This window comes from Streptomyces sp. 840.1 (genome assembly GCF_003751445.1).
Taxonomy (GTDB): domain Bacteria; phylum Actinomycetota; class Actinomycetes; order Streptomycetales; family Streptomycetaceae; genus Streptomyces.
Window position 1 is genome coordinate 3,059,857 of record NZ_RJUU01000001.1, and the last position, 12,434, is coordinate 3,072,290.

Below are 12,434 nucleotides of genomic sequence, written 5' to 3' on the forward strand. Positions count from 1 at the left end.
GCGTTGTCAGGGCCTCGGCGCGACGGCCCCCGCATCACGGCGCCAGCGTCTGGCCGAGGTGGGCCGCCGCCGGGGTGCCGAGGTTGGAGCGGCCGTAGTAGAGGGCGCTCTTGGCGGAGATGCCCGCGCTGCCGCTGTCCAGCTGGAGGAAGACGCCGTCGCCGGCGTTCTCGCCGTCCGCGCCGATCGCCAGGTCCGCACGGCCGTAGCCGGACAGGTCCTGGAGGAGGACGGAGGAACCCATCCGGTCACCGGACTCCGTGTCACCGGAGACGTCGGCCGTGTCCTGGCTGTAGGTGACCGAGCCGGCACCGGAGATGCCGGTGGAGGTGCCCTTGAAGAGGATCACCGCGCCGGCGTCCACCCGGCTCACATCGGCACGGGTGATGTCCTCGTTCGGGGATCCGGCCATGACGTCCGCGTACCCGTCGAGGTCGCAGTCGCCGACGGCGACGGAGGCGCCGAGGTCGTCGCCCGTCTCGCCGCCGCCCGGCACATCGGCGGAATCCTGTCCGAGAGTGATCGCGCCGGTCGCGGTGAGGCCGGTCGTCGTGCCCTTGAGCAGGGTGACCGTGCCGCCCTTGGCGGTCGTACCGGACTCGGTCGTGCCCGGCTGGCCGACGACGAGGTCGTCGATACCGTCGCCGGTGACGTCGCCGGCGGCCAGGGAACGGCCGCCCTTCGCGGAGAGGATCCCGACGCGCTGCAGCCCGCCGGACGAGCCCTTCAGCCACAGGACACGGGAAATGCCGCCCGGGTCACGGAAGTTGACGGCGGCGTCCGCGTAACCGTCCCGGTTGAAGTCGCCCGTGGCGACGGCCGCGTAGGAGACGGCCGCGGTGTAGGCGGTGGTGTTCAGGTACCCGGACGTGGCCGCGCCGGTGCCGGAGTCGTACGACCACCAGCGGCCGGGCTCGCCGGGCGCGACGGAGAAGATGTCGGACTTGCCGTCCGCGTTGAAGTCACCGGTGGCGACGGAGGTGCCGAGCTCCTCACCGACGGCGCGGGTCGCGGTCGCGGTTCCGTACGACGTGCCGGTGTTGAGCGCGGGGCCGTACATCACGGAGATCAGGCCCGAGTCGGCGTGGCCGCTGGTGTCGTCCTCGCCGGGTGAGCCGATGACCAGGTCGCCGTATCCGTCCCCGTTGACATCGCCGTACGCGTTCGACGCGCCGAAGAGGTCACCGGACTCGCTGCTGCCGGGGACGCCGGGGCTGTTCTGGTCGATGATCTTCCCGGCCGAGGCGACCGGGCCGTCGTCGCCGCCCGGGACGACCGTGAGCGAACCGGCGTTGCCGCCCGCCTGCGGGGTGCCCGCGACCAGGTCGGTCACGCCGTCACCGTCGAAGTCCGAGCGGGTGAGGGCGTGCGAGACGCCGGGCGAGGCGGCGAGGGTACGGATGAGCGGCAGCTTGCCGTACAGCGCGTCGCCGGGGCACAGCGTGGCGTTGGTGTCGCGGTGGCCGAAGACCCGGGGCAGCGTGATCGAGTCGCCCTCGGGGACCTTGTTGCCGTCCTGGCCGAGCGGCGAACCGGACACCAGGGTCACGTCGGAGCTCGGGCTGATGCCGTACATGCCGAACTTCCAGGCGACGACCCGGGAAATGGCCTCCAGGCCGGCCCGGGTCGGCTTCAGCGTCATCGTGTTGCCGATGTACGAGATGCCCACGGTGTTGGTGTTGAAGCCGACGTCGTGGGCGCCGGTCACCGGGAGGTCCATGCCGCCGCTGCGGCCCTCGAAGATCTGACCGCAGCGGTCGACGACGAAGTTGTAGCCGATGTCGTAGTACCCGCGGGCGAAGTGCTCCTGCTGGATGGTGCGCATCCGGGCCATCGACTGACTGCACGGGACGCCGTTGTCCTGGTCGACGCCGGTGTGATGGATGACGGCGGCCTTGATCTCCTGACCGTATTCGGGCGTGCCGTTGTAGTCCGTTGAGGCACCCCACTGGGCCTGGGTGATGACCGGCGGCTTGACGACGGTCGAGGGCAGGGGAGCCGGGACGGTCGGTGACGGGGAGGCCGTCGCCGTCGGGGTCGGGGTCGCGGGGTCGGTGGGCGAAGGCGTGGTGGCCGCGTCGGTGGGCGTGGCCGACGGGGTCGGCGCGGCGTCCTTCGCGTACGCGACGGGCTTCGGGGTGCCGGTCGGGTCGGTGCCCGGGTCGAGGAGTTTCACGTCCATGCCGGACGGGAGCGCGGAGGCGGAGCCGTCGGCGGCGACCACCCGCACCTCGACGCCGTCCGAGGGCCCGGTCCACACCGCGGAGGTGCCGCCGCGGGTCGCCGCGTCCTCGGCCTCCTTGCCGTCGGCGGAGAAGGGGTCGTCCGGCAGCGCCTGCCAGCCCGACCACTTACCGGTCCCGACCTGCTTCGAACGTATCTGTGCCGTTCCCCCGAGCTTGGCGGCCGGGTCCGACCAGGTCAGCAGGGCGGCGCTGTACTCCTTGGTGTCCTGCCTCGGCAGCCCCTTGCGACCGGCCCCCTGACCGGCGAGCTCGACCGTACGCACGGCCGCGGCCCGCCCCTTGTGCTCGCCCGCCGTGCCGTTGCCGGCCGGACCGGCGACCGCGTAGGTCGCTGTTCCCACCCCGCTCAGGACGACGACGCCGACGGTCAGGAGCGCCCGTCTCCGCAGGCCGCCCAGCGGCCTGGACGAATACTCTCTGCTCGTGCTCAATTCCCCACCCCATTTGTTCTGTTCGTGGTCACGTGAGCACCACAAGTCGCCTTGATGGCCTCATGCATCCTGCGTCCGTGAAGCGTGGAGTGTCACACCAAGAGGCGTAACCGGCCCCGGCTGTTGAGCGCGGCGGCCCGTCGCGGGTGGGCTTCTGCACGTGGGCCGGCGAACGCCCGGGGCCGGCAAGGGCGTTCGGCCGGGAGATGACCTGCACCGGCACCGGATCTTTCACGGCTCCGTTCCGGGGAACGCACGGTCACCGTTCCGGCGGGGCTGCCCTCCGCGCTGGTGCGGGCGGTGCAACTGCCCGGCTCCGCAAGGTTCAGGGGCTGCTCCGTACGCCCGATACCGGCCACCGTCGCTCATGAACCACAGCGCCCCTGCCCCGGCTCCGGCCGGCGGCAGGGGACGCTTTCGCGCGTGCGGGGTCAGCCGCGCCCGACGGCCCCTGACGACAAGACGATCCGCACGGCGCAGCAGCTCGGCGCTCGCCGCCTCGTACGCGGTCCGGTTCGCTGTCTCGTGGGGCATCGCCACGACTTCCACGGCCGCTTCGACGAGATGGCCGAAGACGGCCGCACCGGTGTGTACCGGCTCGGCGCCCCGAACCAGCTGTCGCCGGGCACACCGTGCCCGGACGAGCTGCGCCGACGGGGGCGGCGGGCTGGAGCGGCGGGCTGGGATGGTGGCCACTTTCCATGCTGGAAAGTAAATGCCATGATGGCAAGTATCGGGCCGGTCGGGTGCCCTCGGGAAGGAATCGGTGTGCTCATGTCGTCGCAGGAGAAGTCGTCGCAGGAGAACAGTTCCGCGCTTTCGGGGAACGGTGGCGGCCGGGCGACCGTGCACGCCGAGGACGCGCTGAAGGGCGTGGAGAGGGCCAGGGAGCGGGCTCGTCTCCAGGCCGGGCGGGCTCCCGCGTGGTACGGCCCGGCCGTGGCGGTGGCACTGGTGCTGCCGAGCGCGGTGCAGGTCTGGAGCCGGACCCGGGGTGGCTGGGCGACGCCGTTGGCGCTCCTCGTGTCGCTCCTGGGGCTGGCGGCCGTGTTCGCGCTCGTCCGGGCGGCGAGGCGGACGGCTGGGGTGCGGGTGGAGCGTTCCCTGCCCTCGCGTCTGACCCGGAGCCGGACCGCGCTTCCGGCCGTCCTGGCGGCGGGACTGGCGGCGGGAGCGTGCTGCTGGGCGGCGGGGGCCGGGGAGGGTGCGACCCGGATCACGGCGTTCGCCGTATGGGGGCTCGGCGTGTGGGGCGTGTGCCTCGTCCGTAACGCGGCGATCGACCGCGCGCTGGGGCAACTCGCGTGAAGGGCGATCCGCCGGGACGGGGGCGGGCCGCGCTGGACGAGGCCATCCACCATCCGACCCGGCTGGCCGTGGTCGCGTTCCTCTCCGCGTGCGACGAGGCGGATTTCGCCGCCGTCCGCGACGGCTGTCAGGTGTCCGACTCGGTCCTCAGCAAGGCCTCGTCTGCGCTGGAGGCTGCCGGCTACCTGAACGTCCGCAAGGGGCACGTGGGCAAGCGCCCTCGGACCTGGCTGTCTCTCACGTCCGCCGGTCAACAGGCCCTGGCGGGGCACATCGCGGCGCTTCAGGACATCGTGGCCACGGCCCGGAGTGCGGGCGGGGACGCCCGGGAACCCGCCGGACCGGCCGGGCACCCGGTGCCGTCACCCGAGTGACGGGCCCGGGAAGAGCTTGTCGAGGCAGTGACGAAGGACGGCGACGGCGGCCTCGGCACTGCGCTGCCCGGTCAGAACGCTGATCCCGAGCCCCGCCGCCGTGGCGAGGAGGACGACGGCCTCGGTCCGTACGTCCACGTCGGGCCCGACGAGACCGGCGTCCTGCGCCTGTGCGAGCAGGCCGGCCACGGCGTCCTCGGCGGCGTCGGGGTTCTGGAGGAACGGCTGCGCGGCGAGCACCTCGTCCGTCACGGCGAGCACGGCGTACGAGGTGTAGACGAGGTGGAAGGCGCGGCTCTCCTCGTCGATGGGCAGCGAGGCCAGGAGCAGGGCCTCGACCGTCGCGCGCGGTCCCGGGGTGTCGCCGGCGGCCCGGACCCGGGCGGTGACCCGCGCGCCGAACTCCTCGGCCAGTTGCTGGAGCCCGTAGAGCAGCAGCTTCTCCTTGGTCTGGAAGTAGTACTGCACCAGCCGCAGTGACACCCCGGCCTCTGCGGCCACGTCCCGCATCCCCACGGCGTGCAGTCCCAGTCTCCCCGCGACCCGGACCAGGGCCCGGCCGATCTCGGTGCGCCGCTCGTCGTGGTCCACGCGCTTTGGCATCGGCCGGATCTCCACCCGTCTGTACGACTCGTCAGCCCTGACCGGGCCTTCGACATGGTACCGCCGTACCACGAACATGGTACGGTCGTATCATAAAAACGAGCTGCTCCAGGAGGTGGCCCACCGTGTCCGATGCCAGGACCCGCAACCGTCCCCCGGCCGACATCGGCCGCTACGTGAACGACGCCTTGCGCGACCGGTACTTCGAGGCCTGCGACGCGCTGTACGCGCTGGGCGCCCCCGTGCGGGCGGAGCTCGACGTGGAGACCCGCTTCGGGACGACCCACGTGTACCGGTACGGTCCCACGGACCCCGCCGCCGCATCCCGCACCCCGGTCGTCCTGGTGCACGGGGCCGGCTCCTGCTCCGCCATGTGGTACCCGAACACCGCCTCGCTCAGCGCCGAACGCCCGGTCTACGCGATCGACACCCCCGGCGATCCGGGACGCAGCGTGCAGCGCGCGCCCATCCACCAGCCCGAACGCGCGGCGCAGTGGCTGGACGAGGCGCTGTCCGGCCTGGGCCTGGACCGCGTACACCTCATCGGCTCCTCGTACGGCGGCTGGCTCACCCTGAACCAGGCCCATCTCCGCCCCGGCCGCCTCGCGTCGGCCACCCTGCTGGACCCGGGCGGGCTGGAGAAGGTCGGCCTCCGCTTCTTCGCCTGGATCTTCGTCAGCCTCCTCGCGACCTCCGCCCCCAAGGCCCTGCGCCCCCGCCTGGCGGCCTGGCTGGCCCAACCGGTGCTGGTCGTGCCGGAACTGCGCGCGATGATCAGGGCGAGCGTCCGCGCCTACCGTGTACGCCGCCCGGCCCCGCTGCCCCTCACCGAGGACGAACTGCGCACCATCCGCACGCCGCTCTACCTGCTCCTGGGCAAGCGGAGCCTGCTGGTGCACCCGCGCCGCCAGGCGGAGCGCGTCCCGCGCCTGGTGCCGACGGCGACGGCCGAGATCATCGGCGCCACCGGACACGGACCACAGATCGACCACGCCGACGAGGTCAACGACCGGATACTGACCTTCCTGGCCAGGACGGACGCGGCCACCGCCACCGCCACGGGCGCCGACGCCGACTGATGCGCCACCAGCGCCCCCTGCCCCTGCCCCTGCCCCGGCTACGGCCGGAGGCAGGGGACGCTCCGTCGTGTCCGGGGTCAGCTGGGGCCACCCGGTGAGTTGGGACCGCTGCGAGCGGCTGATGCGCCCGGACGAAGCCGAATCGATCCCCAACTACGTGGCCACTGAAGCCGGGTCCACGGTCTACGTCCACAAGGTTCCGTGCACCAGATCGCGGGCCCACCCGCCGTCGTACCTGTGTCCGGATCGCCGCGCCCACTGACTCCCGCTCGCGGCCGCACGGCGACGGCCGCGGGCGAGGTCACGCCCGCGCGGGCCCGTGCGGAAGGGCGCTGCTTGCATTGGCCCGTGACTCTGTCGGCACACCGGACGAGACGCAAGAGAAGGCAGAGCTTGCGGTCTGGTTCGGCGGAGCATCCTTGGCGTTCTGGTTCTGCTGTCCGTTCTGGATACTGATCAGTTTTGTCGCGCTGTCTCTGGCGCTCGTCGGCCTGGTGCGGGCCTTTGCCGAGTACCGCGCATCAAGGTCGGGGCGAGCGAACAGGACGCGAGCCGTGGTGGGTGCTGTGTTGTCCCTCTGGGGGCCGCGGCGATCGCCTACATGATCTTTCTGGCCACCCATCCTGATCTTCCCGTGCAGGGGTAGCCGCCTCATCGGTGGCCTGTTTGATGCGGGTCAGTCGTACGAAGAGACTCACCGCTTCACGAGCGAGGTAAGGCGAGTTGGAGGCTGACCTGCGGAACGCGGATCTCGGTACCTGCTGCCTGTGCGCTCCGCCGGCAGCCGCAGTGCCCCGTGAGTCCCCGACCGGTCTGGCGCGGTTGTGACACGGGGAATATGTGATCGATGGTCGCATTACTCAAGCAGAGGTGAGTACTGGAACTCAGGCCAGTTCCAGGGGCAGCGGGAAAGCTTGAGTCATGCCACAACGACCTCTGAAACTCTTTCCCCAGCTGATGGCGATCCTCGGGCTGGCCGTGGTAGCGCTAGCGGTGTGGGCTGCCTGGCTGGGCTGGGACCAGCACCGTGACGTGCAACCTGATGGTTCGGAGACCGGGCCGTACGAGGCGTGGCAGGTGATCGGGCTGGTGCTGACTCTGCTGGCGCCGGTGTACTGGGCGGCATCCCGGCGCTACATCGCAGGCGCCGTGCTCGGCGTCACAGCCGGCCTGACTGTTGCCGCCTACTACGACTGGTCGGACGACTCCAGCGGCCTGTTCATGGTCGGCGTAGGCATGGTCATGGTGGGGAGCCTTGCCGTGACAGGTGTCGCTTCGGCCGTGATCGCCTCTGTGAAGACAAGTGCCGACTCAACTCGGCAGTGATCTTGAAGCCGTCGGGGCAGCGATGCCACCGTGAAGTTCAGATCCCACACCCGCCGCAGGCGAACGGCCCCTGACCAGGTGAATCGGTCGGGGGCCGTTCCTGTGCGTCCTGTCCGACGTTCCCCGTCAGTTCCCGGCTGATCGGGCAGGGACGGGGCGCGGGCGCCCTCTGGCCCAGCAGACCCGTCGGTTGCCGACTGGAACAGCGGTCAGGTGGGGAGGAACCGATCACATTCACGGTGTCGTACGGGGGCAGCCATATGAACTCAGACACGGTCACCGCTGTTGCAGCGACAGCCATAGCGCTCGGCTCTCTTTGGGTCAGCTACACACAGGCCAGGGACAGCAGGCGACATAGCCGCCAGTCGGTGAGGCCGATGCTCCAGATGCGCCGCGTCACGGAGTACGAAGGCACTGAAGCGGGGCTCAACGTCGTCAATGCTGGTCTTGGGCCGGCCATTGTGACGAGTTCGGTGGTGCGGTTGGACGGAGAGGCCGTTGGACAGTGGAACTACCACACGCAGCAACGCATATTGGGCTCGTTCCCGATGCGACCGAAGGCACACTCTTACGCCCGGGTGCCGTGGTGTTAGCCGGGCAGACCGTCTTCTTGTTGTCCCTGGATGAGTTCAGCGATGACGAGCACGGCTGGTTCTGGGATCTCATCACCCGACGCCTGGTGATCGAGATTCGTTACGAATCCCTTTACGGTGGCGAAGACTTGAGTGTGATACCACCCGTGTTCTGAAGCGGTCCTGAACCACCACTCACCTCAGCTCCCCCCCCTCGTCCGCCCTGGGCCGAATCTGCTCGGCTTCCCCTGGAGCGAGGGTGGCCGGAAGGGGAGCCCACGACGCTCGCCACGTTCGGCCGTCACTCGCGAACGGTGTCCCGTCCAATCACCCGGATTGCCGAAACCGTCGGCCTCCGGGTGATCCGCCTGCACGCTGCCCGGCCCGGCTGCGCCACGATCCTCGTGCCGGACGATACTGATCCGTTGGGAGGAATTCCGGAGATCAACTCTCTGTCCGCTCACGCAAACGGCCCCGGACGGGAAGTCCGAGGCCGAATAAGGCCCCTCCCTGGGGGGAGAATCCGCAGGCCAGAGCGGTAACGCGTTGTGCCCCCGGCAGGATTCGAACCTGCGACACCCGCTTTAGGAGAGCGGTGCTCTATCCCCTGAGCTACGGAGGCGGGGCTTGTTGAAGGCTCTCTCGGAACCCCAGAGGGGATGCCGGGTGAGTTGAGACAAACGCCCTGGTCAGGCTCTCTTGCGGTGGTGCCGGGATGAGGGTCCGGAGGACGATTTCCCAGGCAGCCGTACCGAAGGTCGACCGACCGCTGACAGCCTAGCGGATAGGGGTTCCGGCGGTCGCCCCCGTTCCTGGCACGCCTCGCGGTGGGCTTGCGGACGGGGCCTCTGAGCTGGGGATTGCCCGCGGGGTGCGTGGGGCTGGAGCTGGTGTGATCGAGGTGTCGGCCGGATGGTGTCCGTCGTGCCCGCCATGGCTGTCGGGGCGGTGTGTGCGACTGTTCTCGGGCTGATCGCGGGGCAGTTGCTTCGGGTGCTGACGGATGGGGCGGATCTGGGCGCGGGGCTGTTGCAGCTGTTCGCCGGGCTCGGGGCGGGTGTTTCGGTGGCTCCGGTCTGCGGTCCGGTGGCCGGGGTCGCGGCCGGCGTGACGTTGCGGGTGGCCGTGGGCCGTAGCCGTGCGGTTGGCTCTCTTGACGGAGGGCAGGTCCGGGCATAGCGTCGCGAATGCCCTGAGCAAGCGCTTAGAAAGGTCGTTCGTGCCGCACACCGACCCGACCCCAGCCACATCCGCTCCCGAGCCCCCCGGTACAGCCGCATCCGCAGCCGCCGGCGTGGTGGCCGCGCTGGCCGGGCCCGGGGCTCCGTTCGCCGTCGTGCGTTCCGAGGACGGGCCGTCGGCCGGTTCGCTCGTCTACGTGGACGGGCCCCGGACGCTGCGGGAGTTCGTGGAGACCACCTGGGCGTTCGGGGACCAGCCGTTCCTGATCTCGGGCGAGCGCCACTACACGTACGGGGAGTTCTTCGCAGCGGCCTCCGCGCTGGCGTGCCGGTTGACCGGGGAGTACGGGCTGCGGCCGGGGGACCGGGCCGTGGTGGCGATGCGCAATCATCCCGAGTGGCAGATCGCCTTCTGGGCCGCCCAGCTGGCCGGTCTCGTCGCCGTACCGCTGAACGCCTGGTGGACCGGGGACGAGTTCACGTACGCGCTCGACGACTGCGGGCCCCGGGTACTCCTCGTCGACGGGGAGCGGTTGCCGCTGGTCGCCGACTGGGCCCGGACCGCCGGGGCGCGGGTGATGGTCTTCCGTGACGAGGAGCGCGGGGCGCAGCCGTCCGGCGCGGTCGAGTGGTACGAGGACCTGCCCGCGCCCGATCCGTACGCCGCACCGCCCGACGTCGAGATCCGGCCCGAGGACGACGCGACGATCATCTACACCTCCGGGACCACCGGCAGGCCCAAGGGGGCCGTCGCCACGCATCTCGCGCAGGCCGGTGCCGCGCGCAACCCCGGGTTCCACGCGGCGGCCTCCGCGCTCGGCCGGGGGGTCATCCCGGGACAGGGGCCGGCGCCCGTCGCGCTGCTTACGTTCCCGTTCTTCCACGTCGCCGCGTTCACCAGCTTCTACGCCGCGATGTCGGCGGGCGGTGCCCTCGTCCTGATGCACAAGTGGGACGCGGAGGAGGCGCTGCGGCTGATCCGCGAGCACGGCGTGACGCACTACGCCGGGGTGCCGGCCACCGCGCTCCAACTCCTCGCCGCAGCCGCCCGGAAGCAGGACGGGCAGGAGGGCGACGAAGGGGAGCAGGACGCGCTGGGCGGGCTCCGGATGCTCAATACCGGCGGGGCCGCCGCCCCGCCGGATCTGGTGGCCCGGCTGACCGCCCGCTACGGGGAGCGGATCGAGCCGCGCAACGGATACGGGCTGACCGAGACCAGCGGCGGCGTCCTGGCGAACTTCGGCGCCGAGTACCGCGCGCATCCCGGCAGCGTCGGCCGCCCGACCCCCACCACGGAGGTGCGGATCTCGGGTCCGGCGGGGGAGGAGCTGGCCGAGGGCGAGGTCGGCGAGCTGTGGCTGCGCGGGCAGGCGCTGGTGCGGGGCTACTGGCAGGACGAGGCGGCGACGGCGGGGGCGTTCAGCGGCGGCTGGTTCCGTACCGGGGACCTCGCCGTGGTCCACGAGGGACGGGTCGCTGTCGTCGACCGGATCAAGGACATGGTGATCCGGGGCGGCGAGAACGTGTACTGCGTCGAGGTCGAGGGCGTGCTGCACGGCCATCCGGATGTCCAGGACGCGGCGGTCCTGGGCGTGCCCCACCCGGTGCTGGGCGAGGAGGTCGCCGCGGTCGTCCGGCTCCGCGCCGGGGCCGTCGCCACGGCCGATGACCTGCGGGCGCACGTGGCGCGCAGCCTGGCCGCGTTCAAGGTCCCGGCCCATGTGCTGCTCTCCGGGGAGCCGCTGCCCCGCAACGCCACCGGGAAGATCCTCAAGCGCGAGCTGCGCGGGCCCGTCGAAAAGGAGGTACGGGACAGCGCTTAGGGAGACCGGGAGGGGTCAGGGGCGGGTGACGCGTACCCGGTAGTCCCCCTTGGAGTCCTTGTCGACCACCGATATGCGTATCCCGGTGGCCCGGTCGGTGAAGGTCTGGCCGGGCTGGAACGGGGCGTCGGAGAGCTCCGCGTGCACATTGGGCAGCCGGGTGCAGCCGCTGCTGTCCTTGGTGCTGTCCGCGACGGAGATGGGCCCCTGGCCGGTGTCGACGTCCGAGCTCACCTTGTAGATCAGTACGCCGGGCCGGCAGACGGCCTGGTCGTTGCCCGACTGGGTCCGTACCTCCACCGCGTAACCGGACTCCGCGCTGAGCGGCACGAACGCCAGCTTCGTGCCGCCGCGGGTGGCCAGCGGCTCCAGTACGTGGTCGCTGGTGCCGGTCTGCGAGGCGCAGCTGATCTGGTTGTTGTCCAGCCAGCCGAGCTTCCACTTGTGCCAGCCGAGCAGGTCGTTATTGGCACCCCAGTCCTCGGACATGATGTCCCAGTGCCCGACCGAGCCGCCGCCCTCCATCGTGTACAGGTCGGGGAGGCCGAAGACGTGGCCGTTCTCGTGGGGCAGGACCCGGTATCCGGTCTGGGCGTACGAGCCCGAGCCGTCGTCCTGCCGGCTGTAGACGAAGGACGTGTTGGCGAGCGGCACCCCGTCCGCGTAGGGCGCGTCGTCGTTGCCCGAGAAGGTCACCGACAGCACGGTGTCCAGGGCGGAGGGCCCGGCGTTCGGGCTGACGAGGATGTTGACCAGGTCGTACGCGCTGAAGTCCACCTTCGGGTCGGCGGCGGCGACGATGTCCTGGACGAGGTGGCGGTAGCCCGGTTCGTACGGTGAGCCGCGCTCGATCCCGTAGCCCGAGAACGGCAGTGGCATCCGCAGCCAGGACTTCACCGGGGCTTCCGGTACGTAGGTGAGCCGCCCGTAGGAGCTGGTGCGGAACCAGTCGGTGGTCTGCGGGAAGAACTCCGCGAGGCGGTCCATGGCGGGCTCGGTGCCCGGCGCGTCCGGGAAGTCGACCATCAGGTTGAGTGCGTGGATCTGGCCGGTGGAGCGGGCGTAGCCCGGCTGTGTCGGCATGCCCTCCGACATCTGTACGCCCATGGCCGCCGATATCCGGCAGGGGCCGATCCCGGCCGTCCCGGTGCTGGACACCGGTCCGGCGGACGCCCGGCTGGGAAGGTGGAGCGTGGTGCTGGCCGAGGCCAGTGCCGCGATGACCAGGGCTGTTGCCGCGCCAAGGACGACCGGGTGGCGGTGCTTGCGTATCCGGTGGCGGGGCTGCTGCATGAAGGCGCCTTCGGGGCCGCGGCAGTCGGCCGACCCTGACTGCGCTCTGCGGATCAGCCTGTGTCGGGTGGTGCGGCGCCGCGCGTTGGGTGCGCCGAAGGGGTGGGATTCTGCCGATTCACGGGGGTGTGACTCAGGTCACATGAGGGCGGGAAATAACCGGGGACCGTTTCCCCGTTTGAACTCGTGTCCCCGTGA

General features: G+C 70.9%; 9 protein-coding genes and 1 tRNA gene. 6 read left to right on the forward strand and 4 right to left on the reverse strand.

Features of this window, described 5'->3' with window-relative positions:
* Nucleotides 1-34 precede the first annotated feature (34 nt).
* Complete coding sequence (locus tag EDD93_RS14000) at nucleotides 35-2,677, reverse strand: N-acetylmuramoyl-L-alanine amidase (protein WP_123525465.1); 2,643 nt, start codon at nucleotides 2,675-2,677, stop codon at nucleotides 35-37.
* Between the two features lie 774 nt (nucleotides 2,678-3,451).
* On the opposite strand from EDD93_RS14000, the gene EDD93_RS14010 reads away from it, so the two are divergent.
* Together EDD93_RS14010 and EDD93_RS14015 are read left to right on the forward strand one after the other, a co-directional pair.
* On the forward strand, nucleotides 3,452-3,985 hold the full coding sequence (locus tag EDD93_RS14010) for a hypothetical protein (protein ID WP_148083863.1): 534 nt from the start codon (nucleotides 3,452-3,454) through the stop codon (nucleotides 3,983-3,985).
* Entirely contained in the window at nucleotides 3,982-4,359 is a 378-nt protein-coding gene (locus tag EDD93_RS14015) for a transcriptional regulator (RefSeq protein WP_123525468.1), read from the forward strand. The genes EDD93_RS14010 and EDD93_RS14015 overlap by 4 nt, the downstream gene beginning before the upstream one ends.
* Here EDD93_RS14015 and EDD93_RS14020 read toward each other — a convergent pair.
* Nucleotides 4,348-4,962 carry a TetR/AcrR family transcriptional regulator gene (locus EDD93_RS14020; protein WP_123527762.1) on the reverse strand — a complete coding sequence of 205 codons (615 nt, stop codon included), beginning with the start codon at nucleotides 4,960-4,962 and terminating at the stop codon, nucleotides 4,348-4,350. The two genes, EDD93_RS14015 and EDD93_RS14020, sit on opposite strands and share 12 nt — an antisense overlap.
* Nucleotides 4,963-5,087: 125 nt before the next feature.
* Between EDD93_RS14020 and EDD93_RS14025 the strand changes: the two genes are divergently transcribed.
* The 3 genes from EDD93_RS14025 (at nucleotide 5,088) to EDD93_RS40195 (ending at nucleotide 8,115) form a co-directional block, all read left to right on the forward strand.
* Entirely contained in the window at nucleotides 5,088-6,041 is a 954-nt protein-coding gene (locus EDD93_RS14025; protein ID WP_123525469.1) for an alpha/beta fold hydrolase, read from the forward strand.
* A gap of 921 nt (nucleotides 6,042-6,962) precedes the next feature.
* On the forward strand, nucleotides 6,963-7,367 hold the full coding sequence (locus EDD93_RS14035; RefSeq protein ID WP_123525470.1) for a hypothetical protein: 405 nt from the start codon (nucleotides 6,963-6,965) through the stop codon (nucleotides 7,365-7,367).
* 505 nt (nucleotides 7,368-7,872) lie between these two features.
* Nucleotides 7,873-8,115 carry a hypothetical protein gene (locus EDD93_RS40195; protein ID WP_260255731.1) on the forward strand — a complete coding sequence of 81 codons (243 nt, stop codon included), beginning with the start codon at nucleotides 7,873-7,875 and terminating at the stop codon, nucleotides 8,113-8,115.
* 373 nt (nucleotides 8,116-8,488) lie between these two features.
* Here EDD93_RS40195 and EDD93_RS14045 read toward each other — a convergent pair.
* Nucleotides 8,489-8,561 (reverse strand) — tRNA-Arg (locus tag EDD93_RS14045).
* A 597-nt stretch (nucleotides 8,562-9,158) separates the two neighbouring features.
* Between EDD93_RS14045 and EDD93_RS14055 the strand changes: the two genes are divergently transcribed.
* Nucleotides 9,159-10,943: a class I adenylate-forming enzyme family protein gene (locus EDD93_RS14055; protein WP_123525472.1), complete on the forward strand. Its 1,785-nt coding sequence runs from the start codon at nucleotides 9,159-9,161 to the stop codon at nucleotides 10,941-10,943.
* 15 nt (nucleotides 10,944-10,958) lie between these two features.
* Here the strand turns inward: EDD93_RS14055 and EDD93_RS14060 are convergent, their stop codons facing one another.
* Nucleotides 10,959-12,236 (reverse strand): M6 family metalloprotease domain-containing protein, encoded by a 1,278-nt coding sequence (locus tag EDD93_RS14060; protein WP_123525473.1) that lies wholly within the window; start codon nucleotides 12,234-12,236, stop codon nucleotides 10,959-10,961.
* Nucleotides 12,237-12,434 lie beyond the last annotated feature (198 nt).